Origin of the sequence: Desulfurivibrio alkaliphilus AHT 2 (genome assembly GCF_000092205.1) — a bacterium.
GTDB lineage: Bacteria > Desulfobacterota > Desulfobulbia > Desulfobulbales > Desulfurivibrionaceae > Desulfurivibrio > Desulfurivibrio alkaliphilus.
In genome coordinates, this window is sequence record NC_014216.1 from 2166486 (window position 1) to 2189186 (window position 22701).

Genomic DNA, 22701 nt, shown 5'->3' on the forward strand with positions numbered 1-22701 from the left:
GCAATGCACCTTGATCGGGAACATACGACGGCCCCGGCCGACGCCGGCCCGGGGCTGAGGGCCAAGATTTACTTGACCATTGCCTTCGCCCTGCTGGTGGGGGTGCTCTTTGCCTATTACAGCCAGCAGGCCAAGGAACAGACCACCACCAGACTGACCCTGATGAGCCAGCTCAACGAACTGGACCGCCGGCAGCAGGAGCTGGACGGGGAGATTCTGCACAGCGGCTTTTTTCTCTTCCACAACTACGATAACATTCACGCCATGCTGGGCGGCATCGGCAATACCCTGCAGCATATTGAAGCGCTGTACGCCCGGGTAAGCACCGGCGGCGCCTCTGCGGTGCCAAAATTGCTGGCTGAGTACCACCGTAGCCTGGCCGCCAAAGAGGAGCTGGTTTACCGCTTTCTGACCACCAACTCCATGCTGAAAAACTCGGCCATGTATGTTCCGGGACTGAGCCGGCGGATCATGCTGGAGCATCCCGAGATCAGCCATCACCACCACCGCCTGCTCACCGATCTGACCTCGGCGCTGTACCTGGCCCATAACACCATGGACCCGGATCTGCTGGCCGCCATGCAAACCCCGCTGGGCAAGCTGGCCGCCATGACCGTGCCGCCGGAAAACCAACCCCTGGTGCAGCTGCACCAGGCCATGCTGGCCCACGGCCAGGTGTTTCAAGACACCCTGCCGACCTATAATTACCTGCTTAACCGCACCATGGACTCCTCCGGCGCCGCCATTCTGGACCAACTGCTAAAGGCCCTGCAGGCGGAAAACCAGCGCTGGCTGAACCGCCTGAATTTGCTTTCCTACATCTTCTTTGCCGCCTTTCTGGCCTCGGTGGGTCTGATTATTCTGCTGCTGGTCAAGACCGAGCGGGAAAACCAGGCCTTAAACCGGATGAGCCAGGCCCTGCACCGGGCCGCCACTCGGGACCAGTTGACCGGCCTGGCCAACCGCTTCGCCTTCGACAGCGACCAGGGCCGTTGCCGCCACCCCTTGCTACTGCTGATCAATATCGACGATTTCAAGCACGTCAACGACCTTTACGGGGTTCGGGCCGGGGATTATGTGCTTACCGAGTTGGCCGCCATTCTCCGCCGACAACTTCCGGCCCAACCCTGGGGCCGCTGCTACCGCTTGGGCGGCGATGATTTCGGGCTGCTGCTCGATGAGGCCGACACGACCGTGCAGCCCCAAAGCCTGGCCCAGCAGGTGCTGGCGGCGGTGGATCAATCCGAGTTCAATTACCGCGACCAGCCCATCCGGATTAATGTCTCCATCGGTATCTCGCGGCTGCGGCCCCTGCTGGAAACCGCCGACCTGGCCTTAAACGAGGTTAAAAAGCTGCGCCGGGGCAGTTTTTTGATTTACCAGGAAGAGCTTAACCTGCAAGAGCGGATTGCCGACAACCTGCAGGTACTGGAAAACGCCCGCCGGGCCCTGAGCAACGACGATGTGCTGGTCTATTACCAGCCCATTGTCGATAACCGCACCGGCAAGATCGTTAAGTTTGAATCGCTGGTACGGCTACGCAACCCCGACGGCCAGGTGCTCTCGCCGGTGATGTTCTTGGATGTGGTGAAGGAATCGTCGCTGTACCCGGAGTTTACCAGGCGGATGGTGGATAAGACTTTCGCCGATTTGGCCGACTGCCGTTACGGCTTTTCCCTGAACCTTTCCATCGCCGACATCGTTGAGCAGGAGGTGCAGGATTTCATCATGGCCAAGATTAAAGCCCACCCGGAGATTGCCCGGCGGCTGACCTTTGAAATTCTGGAAAGCGAGGGGGTGGAAAACATCGCTTTGGTGCAAAGCTTTATCGAGCGGGTAAAGGCGGCGGGCTGTCAGATTGCCATCGACGACTTCGGCTCGGGCTATTCCAACTTCGCCCACATTTTGCAGTTCAAGGTGGACAGCATCAAGATCGACGCCACCCTGATCCGCAATATTCACCAGGACCAGCAGGCCCAGGTGCTGGTGCGCACCATTGTCGACTTCTGTCGCCAGCTGGGAATCAATACCGTGGCCGAGTTCGTGCACTCCGAGGAGGTGCTGCAGGTGGTCAAGGAACTGGGCATTGACTATTCCCAGGGATACTTCCTGGGCAAACCCGCCCCACACTGCTCGTAAACAAGCAGCCGCACCGCATCTTCGGGCGATCAGCCAGGCTTGCGTACTGGAGTACGCGGCGCCTGACTGCTTGCCCGAACCTGCGGCACGGCTGCTCGTTTACGACTGGGAATTATACGGCTGGAAATTAGCGGTTTTGCTCTGCTTCGATCTTGGCCATGATCCGGGCGTGCAGTTCCGGTGAGGTGTTCATGGCGTTGGCGATGGCATTGTAGGTCTGCACATCCAGCCCTTCCTCTTCAACGGTGGCCACCATTTTTTCGTTGGCCTGCTGCTGCAGTTCAATGGCCTTATCCTGGTCCTGTACCCCTTCCAGCCGGCCGGCATACTCCTGTTGAATCTCCTGGAGCTGCACCGAGGCTACGGCAAAGCTCTGCAGGGTGGCCTGATCAAAATCCTGGGGAGCGGCCTCCGCCCCCATGCCCGGCTGGCCGCCGCCACCGGGATAGGCCATTACCAGGCCGGGAAGAGCCAACAGCAAAAGGGCAAGGGCACCGGCCAGCAGACCTTTTTTGATCCCTTGGTTCGCAGTGGTGGTAACTTGTTCACTCATCTAAAAAACCTCCTTGGTTCATTTTCGGCCTTTAATGGCCATTTGCTAAGATTAGCGCTTAACCGCCCACCCCTCACGATTCCGGGCTCCGGCAAATAGAAACGGGGAACCGGTTGGGGCGGCGCGTTGCTTGCAAAGACTAAGCTGCAAGCACAATGCCAAGATCAGCAAATTTTCCCTGCTTTTGCTCTTCGTGCCGATTTCACGCTTTTCTGACCATGCACAAAGTTGTTCGCCGGGTCGATTTGCCCCGGCGGCGGCAATGTGTCATAATGGCGCATGGTTCATTATGGAGGTAAACAATGACACAATCATGGTTGCGGCAAGGTTTCAGTCTGCGGCTTACCCTGGTGCTTTTTTTGGTCTTTCCTTTGCTGGCCCTGCTGGGCCTGGCTTCTTTCTCCGGCCTGCGGGGGCTGGAGAACCGGGTGGAGTTGCAGATGCAGAAAGATATCGAGCTGATCGCCCGGGCCATCCGGGGGCCGCTGGAACACGCCCTGGAGTTTGACCGCCAGCGCAGCCTGGACCGGACCCTCTCTTCGGCCTTTCGCTTCAGCGAAGTTTACGGGGTTTACGTGTACGATCGGGAAGGTCGCCAGGTGGCGGCCAGCGGGCCGGCGGAGCCCGAAGTGCAGCGTCGGGAACTGGTGCAACTGGCCGCCGATGGCGACCGCCTTGGCGCCTACGACGAGGCCGACGGCGAGGAGGTCTATTCCTATTTCGTCCCCCTGAGCGATTCGGTGGGCCGCAACTTGGGGCTATTGCAACTCACCCGTGACGGCAGCCAGTTCAAGGCCTACATCACCCAGGCCCGCCACCAGGCCATGCTGCTGCTTAGCCTGCTCAGCCTGAGCCTGCTGGCCCTGGTGATCTTTGCCCACCACCGGATCATCGGCACCCCTCTGACCGGCCTGGTGGAAAGCATGGCCCGGATTGCCGCCGGCGAGCGCCGGCACCGGGCCGTGCCCCGCGGCCCCACCGAAATCCGCCAGCTGGCGGTGGGCATGAACCGGATGCTGGACAGCCTGGCGGAAAACGAGGCCCAACTGGCCCGCCAGCAAAGCGAACAACGGCAACTGGAAGAGCGCTTGCGGCAATCGGAAAAGATGGCGGCCATCGGCGGCTTGGCCGCCGGGGTGGCCCACGAGCTCGGCACCCCGCTCAGCCTGGTGGCCGGCAAGGCCCAGCGGATGCTGCGCCGCCAGCAGAGCCCGGAGAACGCCGCCGCCTTTCAGGAAATTCGCCAGGCAGTGGAGCGGATGAGCCATATCGTGCGCCAGTTGCTGGACTTTGGCCGCAACAACCAGCCCCGCCGCAAACTGGTGGACCCCGAGATAATTGCCGGCAACGCCGCCGCCCAGGTGCGGGATGAGGCCGAGGCGGCAGGGGTGAAAATTAAACTGGAAGACAGCCAGCCGCCGCCGCGCCTGCGACTGGACCCCATCCGCCTGGAACAGGCTCTGGTCAACCTGCTGCGCAATGCCATCCAGGCCTGCCAGGCCGGCGGCGCCGCCTCTCCTTTGGTTCGATTGCGCTGGTTCACCGACGACCAGCAGGCCGGTTTTCAGGTCGAAGATAACGGGCCAGGAATTGCCAAGGAGCTTTACTCCCGCCTCTTTGAACCCTTCTTCACCACCAAGGAGGTCGGCCGGGGCACCGGCCTGGGCCTGGCGGTGGTGCACAGCGCCGTCCAGGACCACGGCGGCAGCATTACCGTCGACCGCAGCGACAGCGGCGGTGCCTGCTTCACGATCTATTTGGCAAAAGAGTAACTGCTTTGACGGAAAAAATATTAATTATTGAAGATGACCGGGGGTTGCGCACCCTGCTGGGGGAAGAGTTGACCGACGCCGGTTTCCGGGTGCGGGAGGCGGGGGCGGTGCCCGAGGGCTGGAAATTGGTCCAGCAGTGGCAGCCGGACCTGATCCTCAGCGACCTGCGCCTGCCCGGCCCCGACGGCCTGACCCTGCTGGAGCGGCTGGCGGCTCTGCCCCCTCCCCGGCCGGCGCTGATCATCATCACCGCCTTCGGCACCGTGCCCCAGGCCGTGGAGGCGCTAAAAAAAGGGGCCGATGATTTTCTCACCAAGCCCCTGGATCTGGACCATCTCCTGCTGTGCCTTACAAAGACCCTGGAAACCCGGCGGCTGCGCCTGGAGGTGGAACGCTTCCGCAAGCTGCTGGAACGCGACCAGGATGACTTTCACGGCATTATCGGCCGCAGTGGGGCCATGCGTCGGCTCTTTGCCGCCATCGGGCAGGTGGCGGCCGCCGACGGCCCGGTGCTGATCACCGGTGAAAGCGGGGTGGGCAAGGAGTTGGTGGCCCGGGCGGTGCACGCCGAAAGCCCCCGGGCCGAAGAGAAACTGATCGCCGTCAACTGTGCCGGTATTCCCGCCGAATTGGCGGAGAGCGAGTTTTTCGGTCATGCCGCCGGGGCCTTCAGCGGCGCCCGGCATGCTCGCCAGGGGTTGTTCATGGAGGCCCGGGGCGGCACCCTGCTGCTGGATGAGATCGGCGAGCTGCCCCTTAACCTGCAGGCCAAGCTGCTGCGCATCCTCCAGGACGGCATGCTGCGGCCGGTGGGGTCCGACCGGGAACAGCAGGTGGAGGTGCGGATCATTGCCGCCAGCAACCGGGACCTGGAAAAAGAAGTACGGGAGGGCCGCTTCCGGGAGGATCTTTATTACCGCCTGGAAACCTTCCGCCTGCCGGTGCCGCCGCTAAGGCAGCGGGAAGATGACCTGGACCTGCTCTGCGCCCGTTTTATCGAGCTCTTTGCCACCAAAATGGAGCGCCCGGCGCGCAGCATTTCCCCCGACGCCCTGGCCCGCCTGCGCCGCTACCCCTTCCCGGGCAACGTGCGGGAGTTGAAAAACACCCTGGAGCGGGCGGTGGCCTTCTGCCCCGGGCGGGAAATCGGCCTGGCCCACCTGCCGGAACGAATCCGCCGGGGCGCCGCCAACGGCCGGCGCCCCGACAATGGCGACGAGGGCGACGGGGCCGGGGCAGCAGGTCATGACCACGGCACCGCTTCCGGCCTGCCCAGGCAGCTGTTGCCTGAGCAGGCCGACGACCCGGGCGAGCTGCCCTCGCTGGAGGAAATAAGCAACCGCTACGTCCAACTGGTCATGCAGCAGGTCAACGGCAACAAGCGCCGCGCCGCCCAGATCCTGGGGATAGGGCGGCGCACCCTCTACCGCCGCTTAGATACACAACCCTGATAAAAACCCGTCAGCACCGCATCTTGCGGCGATCGGCCCGGCTTGCGTACTGGAGTACGCGGCACCGGGCCGCTTGCCGCAACCTGCGGCACTGACGGGTTTTTATCCCCTTTGGGTTTATTTGGCGTTGGGGGTTAACTGGCAGATGTTGCTGCCTTTTTGCTGGCAGGCGATGGTCAGTTGGGGCGGCGGCTGGGCGGTGGCGGTTATGGCGGCCTGGACGGCTTGGGCGGCCAGTTCCGGGGTGTTGTTGGTTTCGCTGAGGTGACTCAAGACCACCTGGCTTAAACCCGGGTGCAGCAGTTCAGCCAGCAGCTCGGCGGCTTCGTGGTTGGCCAGGTGGCCGTGGCGGGAGCGTACCCTTTGCTTCAGGGCCGGGGTGTAAGGGCCGGTGGCCAGCATCTCCGGGTCGTGGTTGCACTCCAGCACCAGGGCATGGCAGCCGGTTAGCCGGTGGCGGGCCAGGCGGGAGACCATGCCCAGGTCGGTGCAGTGACCCAGCCGCAGCCCGCCGGCCTGAAGCAGGAAACCCACCGGTTCGGCGGCATCGTGGGAGACGGCAAAGGGATGCACCTTGATGGCGCCGCAGGTAAAGGTGGCGCCGGTGGTGAACTCGTGCACGGCGGCGGGAGAGCCCAGGTTCCGGGCCGCCGCCTGCAAAGTGGGGCGGTTGGCATAGAGGGGCAGATGATAACGGCGGGAGAGCACCCCCGCCCCCCGGATGTGGTCGCCATGTTCATGGCTGAGCAGAACCGCGCTGAGCCCGGCCGGGTCGATGCCGAGGGCATCCAACCGGGTTTCAAGCTCCCGGCCGGAGAAACCGGCATCGATGAGCAGCCTGGTCTCCCCGGCTTCCACATAGGTGGCATTGCCCTTGCTCCCCCCGCCTAAAACACAGAAGCGCATCTTTTTTATCCATCCAGGGCGCGCCAATCCAGCGCGGTGTCATCATCTTCGGCCAAAGGCCCCAGGGCCGTGGCGCTTAGGGGGGCGGTGAAGAGCGTGGCCGCCAGTTGCCGGATATCTTCGGCGGTGACCTGCGCCAGGGAGGTGAGGATCTCTTCCAGGGGCAAGGGGCGGCCGTGGGTGATCAGGTTGCGGGCCAAGCGATGCATTCGGCTTTCCATGTTTTCTTCGGCCAGCAGAATCACCGCTCGGGCGTAATCGCGGGCCTCGGCCAGTTCCTCGTCGCTCAGCGGCTGCCGCCCCAGGCGGCGCACCTCCTGGCCCACCACCGCCAGGGCCTCGTTGGCCGCCCGGGGATCGATCCCCAGGTAGACGGCCAGGGTGCCGCAGTCGCTGTGGGCATTGACGTAGGAAAAAACGGCATAGGCCAACCCCCGCTTTTCCCGGATCTCCTGAAACAGCCGCGAGCTCATGTTGCCACCCAGCACCGTGTTGAGCAAGTGCAGGGCGTAGCGTTCCGGCGCGTTTTCCGCCGGGGCCCGCACACCCAGCACCAGGTGGGTCTGCTCCAGGTCCCGGGGAATGATTTGGCGGCTGAATTTGGACGACTCCGGCGGCCGGCGGGAAAAATCAGAGGAGGCCTGGAGATGGCCGGACTTACCCACCGCAGGGCCCTGCTCCCAGCCTTGGCGGCAGAGATCACAGAATTGCCGGTGCTCCACCTGGCCGGCGGCGGCGATGATGATGCGGGCAGGCTGGTAGTGGCGGCGATGAAAGTCGCGGACATGGCCGGGGAGTAAAGCGCCGATCACCCGGGGCGGGCCCAGCACCGGGTTGCCCATGGGGTGGCGGCCCCAGAACTGGCGGTTGAAGAGATCGTGTACCAGGTCGTCGGGGGTGTCCTCCACCATGGCGATTTCCTGCAGGATCACCTCCCGTTCATGCTCCACCTCTTCCGGCACGAAAGCGGAGTTGAGGACCATATCGCTCAGCAGGTCCACCAGTTGCGGCAGCCTTTCGGCCAGCACGGTGGCGTGATAACAGGTGGCTTCGGCGGCGGTGAAGGCGTTGGCGGTGCCGCCCATGACGTCGAACTCGCGGGCGATCTGCTGGGCGGAGCGCCGCCGGGTGCCCTTGAAGAGCATGTGCTCGACAAAATGGGAGCAGCCGTTGGTCAGGTCATGCTCATCCCGCGCCCCCACCTGCACCCAGATCCCCACCGAGACCACCCGGGAAGGGGTGGACTCGGTGACGATCCGCACTCCGTTGGCCAGTGCAGTTTGCCGGATCAGGACTTATCCTCGTTCAGCAAGGCCTTGCGGCTCAGCCGAATCTTGCCGCGGGGGTCGATCTCCAGCACCTTGACCATTACCTCGTCGCCCTCGTTGAGCACGTCGGTGACCTTGTTGACCCGGTGGTGCTCCAGCTCGGAGATATGCACCAGGCCGTCGGTGCCCGGCAAAATCTGGACAAAGGCGCCGAAGTCCATAACCTTCTGGACCACCCCTTTGTAGACCTTGCCCACCTCGGCTTCGGCGGTGATGCTCAGCACCTCTTCCTTGACCTTCTCGGCGATTTCACCGGTAGGGGCGAAGATCTTGACCTTGCCGTCGTCGGAGACATCCATCTTGATGCCGTACTCGGTGGTGATGGCCTTGATCACCTTGCCGCCGGGGCCGATGAGGTCGCGGATCTTGTCCGGGTTGATGGTAATGCTGAACATCTTGGGGGCATGGGCCGGCACATCGCTGCGCGGGGCGGCGATGGCTTCCTTCATTTTGCCCAAAATATGCAACCGCCCTTCCCGGGCCTGGTTGAGGGCGGCACTCATGATCTCCCGGGAGACCCCTTCCAGCTTGATGTCCATCTGCAGGGCGGTGATGCCGTCTTCGGTGCCGGCCACCTTGAAGTCCATGTCGCCCAGGTGATCTTCATCACCCAGGATGTCGGAGAGGATGGCGATATCGTCGCCTTCCTTGATCAGGCCCATGGCAATGCCGCTCACCGGCTTTTTCATCGGCACCCCGGCGTCCATCAGCGACAGGGAAGCGCCGCAAACGGTGGCCATGGAGGAAGAACCGTTGGATTCCAGCACCTCGGAAACCACCCGGATGGTGTAGGGGAAGCTCTCGGCATCGGGCAGCACCGCCTGCACCGCCCGTTCGGCCAGGGCGCCGTGGCCGATATCCCGCCGGCTGGGGCCGCGCAGGAAGCGTACCTCGCCGACACAGTAGGGCGGGAAGTTGTAATGCAGCATGAAAGGCTTGAACGACATGCCGCTGAGCGATTCAATGCGCTGCTCGTCTTCGCCGCTGCCCAGGGTGGCACTCACCAGTACCTGGGTCTCGCCGCGGGTGAACAGGGACGAACCGTGGACTCGGGGCAGTACTCCCACCTCGTTGGTGATGTTGCGCACCTCATCCAGGCGCCGGTTGTCGATGCGGATCCGCTCCTTGGTGATCCGCTCGCGGATCATCTTTTTCTTCAGTTCCTTGAGCAGTCCCTTGGCCTCCTGCAGCTTGACCGGCAACTGCTCGCCGGCGGCCTCGGCCAGCTCGCCTTCAAGGGCTGCCAGCACCTTCTCTTCCAGCATAGCCGAAGCCTCGCCCCGCTGCTGCTTGTCCACGGTGGTGATTACCTGGGCCATCTCGGTGGCGGCCAGCTCCTGCACCCGCTGGCGCAGGGCCTCATCCACCTGGCGCGGTTTGACCTCCAGCTTGGGCTTGCCCGCCGCCGCCTGCAGCTCTTTCTGCATGGCCAGCAGCGGCTGGAGGGATTCGTGGGCAAAGAAGATGCCGTTTTTGACCTCTTCTTCCGACAGGCTGTCGGCCCCGCCTTCCACCATTACCACCGCCTTTTCACTGCCGGCGACGATCAGGTCCAGGCGGGAGTTTTTGCGCTGCTCCTGGCTGGGGTTGAGCACATACTGGCCGTCGATCATCCCCACCCGCACCCCGGCGATGGGGCCCAAAAACGGCACCTGGGAAACGCTCAGGGCGGCGGAGGCCCCCAGCATGGCCATCAGGTCGGGATCGTTCTCCTGGTCGGCGGACAAAACGGTGGCGATGATCTGGGTTTCATGCTGGTAGCCCTGGGCAAAGAGCGGCCGCAGGGGCCGGTCGATGATCCGGCAGGCCAACGTCTCGTTTTCGGTGGGGCGCCCGATCTCGCGCCGGAAGAAGCTGCCGGGAATCCGGCCCACGGCATAAAAACGCTCCTGATATTCGATGGTCAACGGCAAAAAGTCGATGTTTTCCTTGGGCTCGCGGGCGGCGGTGGCGGTTACCAGCACCACGCTCTGACCGTAGGTTACCAGCACCGAGCCGCCGGCCTGCTTGGCCAGACGTCCGGTTTCGATGGTGAGTTTTCTGCCGGCCAATTCAATACTTACTTTCTTTTCCATGATTTTCCTTATCCTTCCTTTTCCTTAACTGCTGATTACTCCTTGCATCCATCTACAGGCAACAATCCCTTGACCGCCGCCCAGCACAAAAACAGTAATCGTTCAGCCGCACCGCACCTTCGGGCGATCAGCCAGGCTTGAGTACCGATGTACGCTACGCCTGGCTGCTTACCCGAATCTGCGGCACTGCTGAACGATTACGGCCCGTTACACCGGGAAGTTAGTACCCCTGGTGAACGGTTACCAAAAACATGGGGGGCCAGATCCTTTACAGACCTGACCCCCCGTTTGCGGCACCCGGCAGCAGTTACTTGCGGATGCCCAGACGTTGAATCAAGTTGCGGTATCGTTCAACGTCCTTGCTTTTCACATAATCCAGCAACCGCCGGCGCTGGCCGACCAGCTTCAGCAGCCCCCGGCGAGAGTGGTGGTCTTTCTTGTTAATCTTGAAATGCTCGGTCAAGTAGCTGATCCGGGCGCTCAACAGAGCCACCTGCACCTCGGGGGAACCGGTGTCGTTGTCGTGGGTGCCGTAGTCGGCGATGATGGCCTGCTTGTCTTCCGTTTTCAGAGTCACGATGAAGCTCCTTAAATATAATTGAAACATTCAGGAAGCGGCCAGCCGCGCCAGCCACCCCTACTAAATCTTCAGCCGCAGTAAATACTCAAATCGGGCCAGACCGTCAAGGTTTTAGTAACCGGCCCTCGACTTCCGGCACCGGCAGGGCGCCGGCCGCCACGGCGGCGGCGGCCTGGGGTTCCAGCAGGCGTTCGCCGGCCAGGGCCTGCTCCACCCGGAAGTCGCCGCTGGCCAGGCGGCGCAGGGCCGCCAGATGGGCACCGCAGCCCAAGGCTTGCCCCAAATCGTGGGCCAGGCTGCGAATATAGGTGCCCTTGCTGCAGCAGACCCGCAGCACCACCCGGTGTTGCCGGTGGTCCCGGCTTACCACTTCCAGCCGGTGGATCAGCACCCGGCGGGGCGGCTTGCTGATCATCTCGCCCCGGCGCGCGTAGCTGTACAGCGGTTTACCCTGGTGTTTGGCGGCGGAAAAGGCCGGCGGGCTTTGCCAGAGCTCGCCCCGGAAGTTATCCAGGGCCGCTTCCAGGGCGTCGAAATGGGCTGCCGTCACCGGACGACGGTCCAGGATCTCACCTTCGGGATCATGGGTGGCGGTGGTCACACCCAGTTGCACCGTGGCTTCATATTCCTTATCGCCCACCATCAGGCGATCCACCAGGCGGGTGGCCGGGCGGCCGATGCAGACCAGCAGCAGGCCGGAGGCGAAGGGGTCCAGGGTGCCGGCATGGCCCACCTTTTTAATGCCGGTGGCCCGCCGCACCAGTTGCACCATGCGAAAAGAGGATGGCCCCGCCGGCTTGTCCACCGGCAGCACCCCCGGGTCTAACATTTTTCCACCAGGGGCTCCAGGGCCCGTAGCAGTTCGCCGGAGAGTTGCTCGATGGTGGTATTGAAACGCTTGAAGCCGGCGGCGTTGCGGTGGCCGCCGCCGCCGAACATGGCCGCCACTTTGGCCACATCATAGGTTGCCCCTTTGGAGCGCAGACTCACCGAAACCATGCCGGCTTCGGCCTCTTTCAGAAAGGCCGCCACTTTGACGCTGGTCAGGGCCCGGGGGTAGTTGATGAAGCCTTCGGTATCCTGCGGTGCGGCCCCGGTTTCGCCAAAAAAACGCTGAGGGGCGCTGATCATGGCGATCCGGCCGTTGCAGTGCAGGCTCAAGCCTTCCAACACCCGTTGGAACAGGCGCAGCCGGGCCAGGCTGTAGTTATCGAACAGCTTGCCGGCCACCTCCGCCGGTTTTACCCCTTTCAGCACCAGTTCCCTGGCGACCCGGAAGGTTTCGGCGGTGGTGGAGGAGTACTTGAAGGAACCGGTATCGGAAACAATGGCGGTGTAGAGGCAATAGGCCGCCTCGCTTGAAATATCCGCCTCCAGCGCCACCGCCAGGTCATAAACCATCTCGCCGGTGGAAGCCCGGTGGGGATCGACCCAGCGCTGATCGCCGAACTCCTGGTGACCGGCGTGATGATCCAGCACCAGAAAGGGCTTGATGGCCAGCAGGGCGGTCATGTTGTCGCCCAGGCGGTGGGCATCGCCGCAGTCCAGGGCAACGGCGCAATCAAAGGAGTCCAGGTCGGGCAACTCGGTGGTAATCTCGTTGGCGCCGGGCAAAAAGTCGTAGAGGTGGGAAACCTCAGCCTCGCCGAACAGAGAAACCTCTTTGCCCAGCCCCCGCAGGACCATCCCCAGGGCCAGTTGCGAGCCCAGGGCATCGCCGTCGGGATGAATATGGGTCAGCACCAGCACCCGCCGGGCTTGCTTCAGGGCCGCAGCTATCTCCATTACCGGCAAGGTATTCATTCGTAAGCGATCACAGGGCACCGCATCTTGCGGCGATCGAGCCGGCTCACGTACTGAGGTACGCTTCGCCGTCTCGCTTGCCGCAACCTGCGGCACCCTGTGACCGCTTACCCCGGGAGCCCCGCGATCATTTGCGCTCATTCTTCTTCTCCGGCCTTGATTTCCTGGAAAATTCTTTCCAGTTTCTCCTGTTCAGCCAAGGAACGGTCGTGTTCAAAGATCAGGGCCGGGACCACCCGCAGGGCAAGATTTTTGGCCAGGCTGCTGCGAATGAAGCCTTTGGCGCTGGCCAGCCCCTTGGCCGCCTCGGCGGCGGCGGCCTCGTCGAAAACGCTGTAATAGAGGCGGGCCTGGCTGAGATCCGGGGTTACCGTGGCGCGCAGGATGGTTACTTTGGCCACCCGGGGATCCTGGACCTTGGCCACCAGCAGGGCCGCCACTTCCTGGCGGATCTCGTCGGCGATCCGGTCCGGCCGGCGCTTGCCGGTGCGGGCCGGCAAACCCGGCAGCGGGGGTAAACTGGTTTTGCGACGGGCGGCACTCATGCTTTACAACTCCGGCTGGATTTCCTTCATCACGAAGAACTCCAAGACGTCCCCTTCCTTGATATCGTTGTAGTTACGCAGGGAAATACCACACTCGTAACCGCTGGCCACTTCCTTGGCGTCGTCCTTGAACCGCTTCAGCGAGCTGAGCTGGCCGGTGTGCACCACCACCCCGTCGCGCAGCAGCCGTACCTGGGCGTTGCGCTCGGCCTTGCCGTCGGTGACATAGCAACCGGCGATGGTTCCCACCTTGGAGACATGGAAGGTCTGGCGCACCTCGGCGGTACCGATGACCTCTTCGATGAACTCCGGCTCCAGCAACCCTTCCATGGCCTTTTTGATGTCTTCCAGGGCGTGGTAGATAACGTCGTAAAAACGCATATCCACCTTTTCCCGCTTGGCCAGCTCCTGGATCCGGGCGTTGGGCCGCACATTGAAGCCGATGATCAGGGCATCGGAGGCGGCAGCCAGCAACACGTCGGACTCATTGACCGTGCCGGTGCCGGAGTTGAGCACCCGGACCTTGACGTTGTCGGTGGAAAGCTGTTCCAGCGAGGAACTGAAGGCCTCCAGGGTGCCCTGCACGTCGGCCCGCAGGACCACCATCAGTTCTTTGACCTCGCCTTCCTGCATCCGATCGAAGAGGTTCTCCAGCGAGATCTTGCTGTCGGTGGCCAGCTCCTTTTCCCGCAGCTTCAACTGCCGCTCGGCACTGACGTTTTTGGCCATCTTGTCGTCCCGGACCACGATAAACTCGTCACCGGCCTGGGGCACGCCGCTCAAACCCTGAATCTCAACGGGAAAGGAAGGGCCGGCCTCCTGCACCTGCTCACCCTTGTCGTTGATCAGCGAGCGGACCTTACCGGCAAACTGCCCGGCCACAAAGGCGTCGCCCACCCGCAAGGTGCCCTGCTGAACCAGCACCGTGGCCACCGGGCCGCGCCCTTTATGCAACTGGGCCTCGATCACGTGGCCCTTGGCGTGGCGTTGGGGGTCGGCTTTAAGTTCCAGCACCTCCGACTGCAATAGGATGTTGTCCAACAGGGTGTCGATGCCGATACCCTTTTTGGCCGAGGTTTCGCAGTAAATGGTATCGCCGCCCCACTCTTCGCTCATCAGCCCCAAGTCCGCCAGCTCGCGCTTAACCCGCATGGGGTCGGCATTTTCCTTATCGATTTTGTTGATGCAGACCAGAATGGGCACTTCCGCCGCCCGGGCGTGGTTGATGGCCTCCCGGGTCTGATCCATCACCGAATCGTCGGCGGCCACCACCAGCACCACGATATCGGTGACCTGGGCGCCGCGGGAACGCATTTCGGTGAAGGCCTCATGCCCCGGTGTATCCAGGAAGACCACCTCGCCCTGGGGGGCCCGCACATGATGGGCCCCGATGTGCTGGGTAATGCCCCCGGCCTCGCCGGCGGCCACATCTGATTTGCGAATGGCGTCCAGGATCGAGGTCTTGCCGTGGTCGACATGCCCCATCACGGTAACCACCGGCGGGCGGGGTTTGAGCTCGCCGCCGGTCTCTTCCTCTTCCAGGGTGAGGATGGTCTGCTCCTCGGTTTTGCCCTGCTCCACTTCGTAGCCGAATTCGGCCGCCACCAGGGCGGCGGTATCGAAATCCATGGCCTGGTTGACGGTGGCCATGACCCCCAGCCCCATCAGCTTGGCGATCACCTCGTTGGCCTTGGCCCCCATGCGGTGGGCCAGATCGCCCACCGAAATGGTTTCATAAACGGTGATTCTTTTCTTGATGGCCTTGGTTTCGGCGGCAAACTGCGGCTTGTCATGCTGCTGCTTGCGCTTGCCGCCGCCCCGGCCACCCCGGCCCAGGCGGACGCCGGCCGGCACCAGACCCAGTTCGTCGAAATCTTCGGCCACCACTTCGGCCTTGCGCTTGCGCTTGCCCGCCGCCCCTTTCTTGGCCGGACCACGATCGACCTCCGGGGTGAACTTGACAAAGCGCTTGCCCTTCTTTTTCCCGGCGGCATCATCAAAATCGGGCTCTCCGGCCGCCACGGCCGGTTTCTTGCCTTTCTCCGGCTTACGGGGCCGGGGACGCTCCTCGGGAGAGGGGGTAATGGTAATGGCCGCCCGCTTGATCACCCGGGCCAAGCCCTTGCGCTCCGGGGCTTGGGCGGGGGTGGCCGGCTCTGCCGCCGGGGCCTCTGCCGCCGCGGCGGCGGGAGCTTCAGTGGCGGGAGCAGGCGGCGGTTCCTCGGCGGCGGCCGGCGCCGGTTCGGCTGCCGCGGCGGGAGCTTCTTCTGCTGCCGTCTTCGGCGCCTTTTCCGCCTCGACCTCCGGGGCGGCCTCTGCGGCCGGAGCTTCGACAGAAGCTTTGGCGGGCCCGGCTTCCGGGGCCGCGCTTACCGGCGGGGCAACACCTTCCGCCGGAGCGGCGGGAGCCTCGGGGGCTGCGGCTGGTTGTTCCGCCTCTTCGGCGGCCGGGGCAGTGCTTTCTGCCGGAGATTCCGGGGCTGCCGGGGCCTCTTCCGCCGGTGGCTGCACCACCGCCTTGCGGCGGCGGATAATGGTGCGACGCCCCTGGTCCTGGATCCTTTTTTCCTTGGTTTCCGTCTGCAGCAGCCCAAGTTTAACGCGAATCTCCCGGGCCTCGTCCTCAGTCAGGGTGGAGCTGTGGGATTTCACCTGGTATCCATCTTCCTGCAGACGGGCTACCAGAACCTTGTTTTCCAGCCCTGCTTCTTTGGCCAACTCGTATACGCGAATTTTCTTCATTCCTAAAGCTCCCGAAGAGATTTCCCGACTCTTCGTCAACATCCCGGGGCGGGGCGGCTCAAGCGCCGCCCAATTACACCGAAACTTATATTTTCACTTCCCTATCGCTTTTTACCCAGCCGGCTAGCTTATCATGAACGCTCGCCGCTGTCATCCTCGTAAGCGTTCAGCAGCACCGCATCTTCGGGCAAGCAGCCAGGCTTACGTACAGGGACGGTTACTTATCCTCCGCCGGCTCGTCCTCGCCGGCTTGCTTTGCCGCTTCCGCCTCGGGCTTTTCTTCCTCGACCGGGGCGTTTGTTCCCGTTTCCTCTTCTTGGGGCTCCTCCTCCCGGGGCTCAACCAGGGAGGCTGCGCTTACCAAAGCTTGCGCCTCTGGTTCTTCCAGACCCAGGGTCGTGGCCACTTCTGCCGGGTCCGCCGCTGCCAGCTCGGCGGCCGATGAAATCCCGCCGTCGTAAAGCTTTTCCGCCTGTTTCTCGCTGATCCCCGCCACATCCAGCAAGGATTGGAAACCCTCTTCAATGGAACGGGAATACCTGGTCTCGCTCTTAACGTCGATCCGCCAGCCCAGCAGGGCCGAGGCCAGCCGCACGTTCTGGCCCTGGCGGCCGATGGCCAGCGACAGCTGATCGTCGGGCACCACCACCAGCAGGGTATTGTTTTCCTCGTCCACCACCACCATGGAAACCTGGGCCGGGGCCAGGGCATTGGAGACATAACGGGCCGGGTCCGGGCTCCAGGGCACAATGTCGATCTTCTCGCCCTGCAGCTCCTGCACCACATTCTGCACCCGGGACCCCTTCATGCCGACACAGGCGCCCACCGGATCGACATCGCTCTCGGTGGAGCTGACGGCGATCTTGGCCCGGGAACCGGGCTCGCGGGCCACGCCCATGACCTTGACGATGCCTTCGGCGATCTCCGGCACCTCCATGGTGAATAGCTTGGTCAAGAACTCGTTGCAGGTCCGGCTGAGAACCAACTGGGGTTCCTTGGACGACTGGCGAACGTCAAGCAGGTAGGCCCGAATCCGATCGCCCTGGCGGTAGGATTTGCGGGGCATCTGCTCGCGGGAAGGTAAAATGGCGTCGGTGCGACCCAGGTTGACGATCATGTTACCCCGTTCGAAGCGCTGCACGATACCGTTGACGATATCGCCCTTGCGCTCCTTGAAGAGGTCGTAAACCACATCGCTTTCCGCTTCCTTCATCTTTTGAATGATGACCTGCTTGGCGGACTGGGCGGCGATCCGGCCCAGGTCGGCGGCAGAATCCATCTTGCTGCCCAGCTCATCACCCATCTCCACTTCCGGGTCCAGCTCCTTGGCCTCGGCCAGCGAGATTTCCGTCTGCTCGTCGGTTACTTCATCCACCACGGTGCGGAACTGGAAGAGCTCGATCTCGCCGTACTCATCGTTATAACGGGCCTCGATCTCGCGGCGGTGGCCGTATTTCTTCTTGGCCGCGCTCATCACCGCCTCTTCGATGGCCTCAATAAGCAGATCGCGGTTAATTCCTTTGTCGCGACTGATCTGATCGATGATTCTTTTAAGCTCTGATATCATTTGTCAACTCCAAACGTATTTAAAATGGGCGCTACCACTCCACCACCAACCTGGCCCGCCGTACCGCCGCCAAGGGCACCTTTACCGGTCCGGCGTCGGTTTCCACCGTTACGGCGCCGTCGGCCACCTCGCCCAAACGGCCGATGACCACATTCTGGCCCTCGATCTGCCGAGTGCAGACGATTTTGGCCATTTTCCCGCGACAGCGAACATAGTCGCGCTCACGCCGCAAAGGGCGATCCAGCCCCGGCGAAGAAACCTCCAGGGTGAAGGCCTGCTCAATGGGGTCTTCCACCTCCAGCAGGTGGGAAACCTCGCGGCTGACCCGGGTACAGTCGTCGAGGCCGACCCCGTCGTCGGCATCGATGATCAGGCGCAGCACCCAGCCCGGGGCCTCGCGGCGAAACTGCAGTTCCGCCAGCTCAAGGCCATGGTCCAGCACCACCGGCTCCAACAGTTCATGAAGGCGTTGGATAAGGGCTGATTCTCCGGCCGACATAGTTCTTTAAACTCCCACTCAACTCCCCGGGTTGTTACCAGGAGGCGGCAGCCCCAGGGACCAAAAACAAAAAAAGCGGGCTTGCGGCCCACTTTCAAAATTCCACCCGACACGGATGGCTCTGAAAAACAGCAGACGGTTAAAAAGCGGCTCTGCCACCTTCTGCCGGCAAATCAGGAAAAGACCACACAAAAAAAGGGGTCTTGGAGCGGACAACGGGATTCGAACCCGCGACACCAAGCTTGGGAAGCTTGTACTCTACCAGCTGAGCTATGTCCGCCCATCGTAAGCGATCACGGGGCACCACATCTTGCGGCGATCGAGCCGGCTCACGTACCGGGGTACGCTTCGCCGTCTCGCTTGCCGCAAGCTGCGGCACCCCGTGACCGCTTACCCAGTGGAACCCGTGATCAGTCATCACATTCCTGATGCCGACGAATATACAGGTTTTCGCGAAGATGTCAAGGGCTGGGCGGATTAAGTAGAGAACGAAAAAAGGACCGGGCAAAAAAAATCTGATGCGTTATATTGTCGTGCCGGTAAAAATCGGCAACCTTACCCTTAAAATAAAACGCCACCAACAGTCTTAAGGAGCCCAGTATGCTTGCCCGCATCGAGGTTGGCCTGAAAACCCGCGTTAACGATTCATATGGCGAAGCGACCGGCAAACGGATCGCCGCCGACCTGCAGCTGGCCGTGGATGAGGTGCGCACCATCAAGGTGTTCACCGTGGAGGCCGACATCACCCCGGAACAACTCCAGGCGGCGGCCGCCGGCCCCTACTGCGACCCGGTGACCCAGGATTACTCCCTGGACGCTTTGGCCCTGCGCCAGGAACTGCCCTTCGACTGGTGCATCGAGGTGGGCTTTCGGCCGGGGGTTACCGACAATGAAGGGCGCACCGCCAGCCAGGCCCTGGCCTTGCTGCTGGGCCGTCCCTTAAGCGACCGGGAGGCGGTTTACACCTCCATGCAGTACCTGCTCAAGGGCGAGTTGAGCCGCGAGCAGGCAACCACCATCGCCGCCAAGCTGCTGGCCAACGAGTTGATCGAGCGGTTCACCATTCTCAGCCACCAGGAGTTTGTCGATCAGGGCGGCATACCGGCCTACGCGCCCCGGGTAACCGGCGACGATCAGTGGCGGGTGGCGGAGATCGACCTTAACGTCGACGATGACACCCTGCAAAAAATCAGCCGGGACGGGGTACTGGCCCTGACCCTCGACGAGATGCAGGTAATCCGGGATCACCTGCAGGACCCGCAGGTGGTTAAACAGCGCCGCCGGGTGGGGCTGGGGGAAAAGATCACCGACGTGGAACTGGAAGTTCTCGCCCAGAGCTGGTCGGAGCACTGCAAACACAAGATCTTCAACGCCGAAATCCACTACGAGGACACCGCAAGCGGGCAACAGACCGTTTTTCACAGCCTGTTCGACACCTTCATCAAGGCCCCGACCGCGGAAATTCGCCGCCGCATGGGGGATAACGACTGGTGCCTGTCGGTCTTCAAAGACAACGCCGGGGTTATCCGCTTCACCCAGGACTGGAACGTGGCCTTCAAGGTGGAAACCCACAACAGCCCTTCCGCCCTCGATCCCTACGGTGGCGCGCTGACCGGGATTGTCGGGGTCAACCGCGACCCCTTCGGCACCGGCATGGGCGCCAAACTGATCGCCAACACCGATGTTTTCTGCTTTGCCTCGCCTTTCTACGAAGATCCCCTGCCGGCCCGGCTGCTGCATCCCAAGCGGATCTTTGAAGGCGTGCGGCTGGGGGTGGAGCATGGCGGCAACAAAAGCGGGATTCCCACGGTCAACGGCTCGCTGGTCTTCGACTCCCGTTTTGCCGGCAAACCCCTGGTTTTCTGCGGCACGGTGGGGATCATGCCGGCCCTGGTGAACGGCCGGCCGTCGGAACACAAAAAGGCCAACCCCGGCGACCTGATCGTGATGACCGGCGGCCGCATCGGCAAGGACGGCATCCACGGGGCCACCTTTTCCTCCGAGGAATTGCATGAGGGCTCGCCGGCCACGGCGGTGCAGATCGGCGACCCCATTACCCAGAAACGGATGTTCGATTGCCTGCTTAAAGCCCGCGACCTGGGGCTTTACAGTTGCATCACCGACAACGGCGCCGGCGGGCTTTCCTCCTCGGTGGGCGAGATGGCCGAAGATACCGGCGGCTTTGAGTTGCACCTGGACAAGGCGCCGCTCAAATACCCGGGCCTGCAGCCCTGGGAGATCATGATCTCCGAGGCCCAGGAACGGATGACCCTGGCCGTGCCGCCGGGCAAAATAGACGAATTCATGGCCCTGTGCCAACGCATGGAGGTGGAGGCCACGGTGCTGGGCACCTTCACCGATTCCGGCAAGTTCCACGTGCTTTATCAAGGCCAAACGGTGGCCTGCCTGGAGATGGCCTTTGTCCACCACGGCCTGCCCCCCATGCAGCTTTCGGCCCGCTGGACGCCGCCGGTACACCCCGAGCTGCAACTGCCCGACCACCCCGATCTTGGCGCCGAACTCCACACCCTGCTGGGCCGGCTCAACGTCTGCAGCAAGGAGTATGTGGTACGGCAGTACGACCACGAGGTGCAGGCCGGCAGCGTGGTCAAGCCGCTGACCGGGGCGGCCAACGACGGCCCCTCGGATGCGGCGGTGATCCGCCCCTTGCTGGACTCCTGCCAGGGGCTGGTGATCGCCCACGGTATCTGCCCCAAGTACTCGGACATCGACACTTACCACATGGCGGCCTGCGCGGTGGATGAAGCCATCCGCAACGCGGTGGCCACCGGGGCCGGGCTGAACCACATGGCGGGGCTGGACAACTTTTGCTGGTGTGACCCGGTGCTGTCGGAAAAGACCCCGGACGGTCCCTACAAACTGGCTCAACTGGTCCGGGCCAACCAGGCCCTGGCGGCCTGCGCCGTGGCCTTCGGAGTGCCCTGCATCTCCGGCAAGGACTCGATGAAAAACGATTACATGATGAACAACGTCAAGATTTCGATCCCGCCCACCCTGCTCTTTTCGGTGGTGGCCAAAATCGACGACGTCAACCGGGCGGTGACCATGGACGCCAAAAAACCCGGCGATCTGGTCTACCTGCTGGGCACCACCTACGACGAACTGGGCGGTTCGGAATACGCCGCCCTGCTGGGAGGGGTGGGCAACAACGTGCCCAAGGTGAACCCCGAAACCGCCCGCCGCCGTTACGAGGCCCTCCACCAGGCCATGACCCGGGGCCTGGTGGCCTCGGCCCACGACCTTTCCGACGGCGGCCTGGCGGTGGCGGCGGCGGAGAGTGCCTTTGCCGGCGGACTGGGGCTGGATATCGACCTGGGGCTGGCGCTTACCCAAGAGGTCTACCGCGACGATGTGCTGCTTTTTTCCGAAAGCGCCAGCCGTCTGCTGGTCACCGTGGCCCCCGCCGACGCCGACGCCTTTGAACAGACCATGGCCGGCGCCGAATGCAGCCGGATCGGGGTGGTGACCTCGGAACCGGTGCTGCGCATCTCCGGCCTGGGCGGCGAGACGGTGCTGGTGGAGCGTATCGAGGATCTTAAGAAAAGCTGGCAAACAACCCTGGACTTCTAACGATGGGTGCAGAGAAAGGGATTTTTATCGCGGAGATCGCTGAAGGCCGGGAAGTTGAGGGAATTTTCCTGGTCAAGGAGTTGAACCGCGGGGAGACCCGGGCCGGCAAGCCCTTTTTGCGCCTCACCCTGGTGGACAACAGCGGCGAGATCGGCGGGCCGGTGTGGGATGACGCCGAGGAGCTGGCACCGCTGTGCCAACCGGGCAGCTATCTCCAGGTCAGCGGCCGGGGAGACAGCTACCAGGGCAGCCCCCAACTTAAAATCGGCCGGATAAGCCCGGTGGACCCGAGCAGCGTTGATCCGGCCGATTTCATGCCCAGCGGCGATTTCGACCGCCGGGAGCTGGAAGCGGAGCTTGAACGGCTGCTGGCCGGGGTGCAGAGCCCGCCGGTGCGCCGGCTGCTGGACGCCTTCTTCAGCGACCGGGAGTTTTACCAGCGCTTCACCACCGCCCCGGCGGCCAAAAGCATGCACCATGCCTACCTGGGCGGGCTGCTGGAACACACGGTGGCGGTGGCTCGCCTGGCCGAGGCGGTGAGCCGGCTCTACCCGGGCCTGGATGCCGACCTGCTGCTGGCCGGCGCCCTGCTCCACGACCTGGGCAAGACCGAGGAGTTGACCTACCGGGAATACCCTTTCGGCTACAGCAACCGGGGCCGGCTGGTGGGGCACCTGGTGATCGGCACCGAAATGATCAGTCAAAAGGCGGCGGCCATCGACGACTTTCCGCCCGAGCTGCTGGAGCGCCTGCAACACCTGGTGCTGAGCCACCACGGCTACCACGAGTTCGGCACCCCCACCCTGCCCATGATGCAGGAGGCCTTTATCCTCCATTTTCTCGACAATCTTGATGCCAAGGCCAATTATTTCCACCGCTTGAACCGGCAAACCACCGAACCCGGCTACCAGTGGAGCGACTACCAGCGCAACCTGGAACGTTTTCTCTATTTGCCGGGCCCGGCCCAGGAGCCTGGCCAGGAGCCGGGCCGAAATCCCGGCCCGGAAAGTGATCCGCCCCCCGCCCCCCGGCAGGCAACCAGGAAGAAGAAAGCCGCTCCCCGGCCTGACCCGCCTGCTGCACCGCCGGCCATGGAGGACGAAAGCAGCAACCCCGTCGACCCCCGGCAAAAACCCCTGTGGGGCTAACC

Annotated in this window: 16 protein-coding genes and 1 tRNA gene; 5 read left to right on the forward strand and 12 right to left on the reverse strand. The window is 63.0% G+C overall.

Annotated features, from left to right (window positions below; genetic code table 11):
* Positions 1–3: 3 nt before the first annotated feature.
* Positions 4–2139 (forward strand): putative bifunctional diguanylate cyclase/phosphodiesterase, encoded by a 2136-nt coding sequence (locus tag DAAHT2_RS09485; RefSeq protein WP_013164072.1) that lies wholly within the window; start codon positions 4–6, stop codon positions 2137–2139.
* Positions 2140–2266: 127 nt separating this feature from the next.
* On the opposite strand, the gene DAAHT2_RS09490 is transcribed toward DAAHT2_RS09485, so the two are convergent.
* Positions 2267–2692 (reverse strand): DUF4168 domain-containing protein, encoded by a 426-nt coding sequence (locus DAAHT2_RS09490; RefSeq protein WP_013164073.1) that lies wholly within the window; start codon positions 2690–2692, stop codon positions 2267–2269.
* A gap of 302 nt (positions 2693–2994) precedes the next feature.
* On the opposite strand from DAAHT2_RS09490, the gene DAAHT2_RS09495 reads away from it, so the two are divergent.
* The gene (locus DAAHT2_RS09495) at positions 2995–4464 is read left to right on the forward strand and encodes a sensor histidine kinase (RefSeq protein ID WP_013164074.1); all 1470 of its coding nucleotides are present in this window, start codon (positions 2995–2997) and stop codon (positions 4462–4464) included.
* A 5-nt stretch (positions 4465–4469) separates the two neighbouring features.
* Positions 4470–5915: a sigma-54-dependent transcriptional regulator gene (locus tag DAAHT2_RS09500; protein ID WP_013164075.1), complete on the forward strand. Its 1446-nt coding sequence runs from the start codon at positions 4470–4472 to the stop codon at positions 5913–5915.
* Positions 5916–6032: 117 nt separating this feature from the next.
* Here DAAHT2_RS09500 and DAAHT2_RS09505 read toward each other — a convergent pair whose 3' ends face one another.
* The 11 genes from DAAHT2_RS09505 to DAAHT2_RS09555 form a co-directional block, all read right to left on the reverse strand.
* Positions 6033–6821: an MBL fold metallo-hydrolase gene (locus tag DAAHT2_RS09505; protein ID WP_013164076.1), complete on the reverse strand. Its 789-nt coding sequence runs from the start codon at positions 6819–6821 to the stop codon at positions 6033–6035.
* Between the two features lie 5 nt (positions 6822–6826).
* Positions 6827–8083 (reverse strand): M16 family metallopeptidase, encoded by a 1257-nt coding sequence (locus tag DAAHT2_RS09510; RefSeq protein WP_218915000.1) that lies wholly within the window; start codon positions 8081–8083, stop codon positions 6827–6829.
* 26 nt (positions 8084–8109) lie between these two features.
* Complete coding sequence (gene pnp / locus DAAHT2_RS09515) at positions 8110–10227, reverse strand: polyribonucleotide nucleotidyltransferase (protein WP_041718941.1); 2118 nt, start codon at positions 10225–10227, stop codon at positions 8110–8112.
* A 304-nt stretch (positions 10228–10531) separates the two neighbouring features.
* Positions 10532–10801, reverse strand: a complete 270-nt coding sequence (rpsO, locus tag DAAHT2_RS09520; protein ID WP_013164079.1) for a 30S ribosomal protein S15 — start codon at positions 10799–10801, stop codon at positions 10532–10534.
* 106 nt (positions 10802–10907) lie between these two features.
* Positions 10908–11633 carry a tRNA pseudouridine(55) synthase TruB gene (truB, locus tag DAAHT2_RS09525; RefSeq protein ID WP_013164080.1) on the reverse strand — a complete coding sequence of 242 codons (726 nt, stop codon included), beginning with the start codon at positions 11631–11633 and terminating at the stop codon, positions 10908–10910.
* Entirely contained in the window at positions 11627–12748 is a 1122-nt protein-coding gene (locus DAAHT2_RS09530) for a DHH family phosphoesterase (protein ID WP_218915001.1), read from the reverse strand. The genes truB and DAAHT2_RS09530 overlap by 7 nt, the downstream gene beginning before the upstream one ends.
* A complete protein-coding gene (rbfA, locus tag DAAHT2_RS09535) occupies positions 12745–13152 on the reverse strand; it encodes a 30S ribosome-binding factor RbfA (protein WP_013164082.1) in 408 nt (135 codons plus the stop codon). Before rbfA ends, DAAHT2_RS09530 begins: the two co-directional genes overlap by 4 nt.
* 3 nt (positions 13153–13155) lie before the next feature.
* Complete coding sequence (gene infB, locus DAAHT2_RS09540; RefSeq protein ID WP_013164083.1) at positions 13156–15894, reverse strand: translation initiation factor IF-2; 2739 nt, start codon at positions 15892–15894, stop codon at positions 13156–13158.
* 217 nt (positions 15895–16111) lie between these two features.
* The gene (gene nusA, locus DAAHT2_RS09545) at positions 16112–17461 is read right to left on the reverse strand and encodes a transcription termination factor NusA (protein WP_013164084.1); all 1350 of its coding nucleotides are present in this window, start codon (positions 17459–17461) and stop codon (positions 16112–16114) included.
* Between the two features lie 31 nt (positions 17462–17492).
* Positions 17493–17960 (reverse strand): ribosome maturation factor RimP, encoded by a 468-nt coding sequence (gene rimP / locus DAAHT2_RS09550; RefSeq protein WP_013164085.1) that lies wholly within the window; start codon positions 17958–17960, stop codon positions 17493–17495.
* A 204-nt stretch (positions 17961–18164) separates the two neighbouring features.
* Positions 18165–18240 (reverse strand) — tRNA-Gly (locus tag DAAHT2_RS09555).
* A gap of 320 nt (positions 18241–18560) precedes the next feature.
* Here DAAHT2_RS09555 and DAAHT2_RS09560 point away from each other — a divergent pair.
* Together DAAHT2_RS09560 and DAAHT2_RS09565 are read left to right on the forward strand one after the other, a co-directional pair.
* A complete protein-coding gene (locus DAAHT2_RS09560; RefSeq protein WP_013164086.1) occupies positions 18561–21551 on the forward strand; it encodes a phosphoribosylformylglycinamidine synthase subunit PurS in 2991 nt (996 codons plus the stop codon).
* A gap of 2 nt (positions 21552–21553) precedes the next feature.
* Positions 21554–22699, forward strand: a complete 1146-nt coding sequence (locus DAAHT2_RS09565; RefSeq protein ID WP_013164087.1) for a 3'-5' exoribonuclease YhaM family protein — start codon at positions 21554–21556, stop codon at positions 22697–22699.
* Positions 22700–22701: the final 2 nt, after the last annotated feature.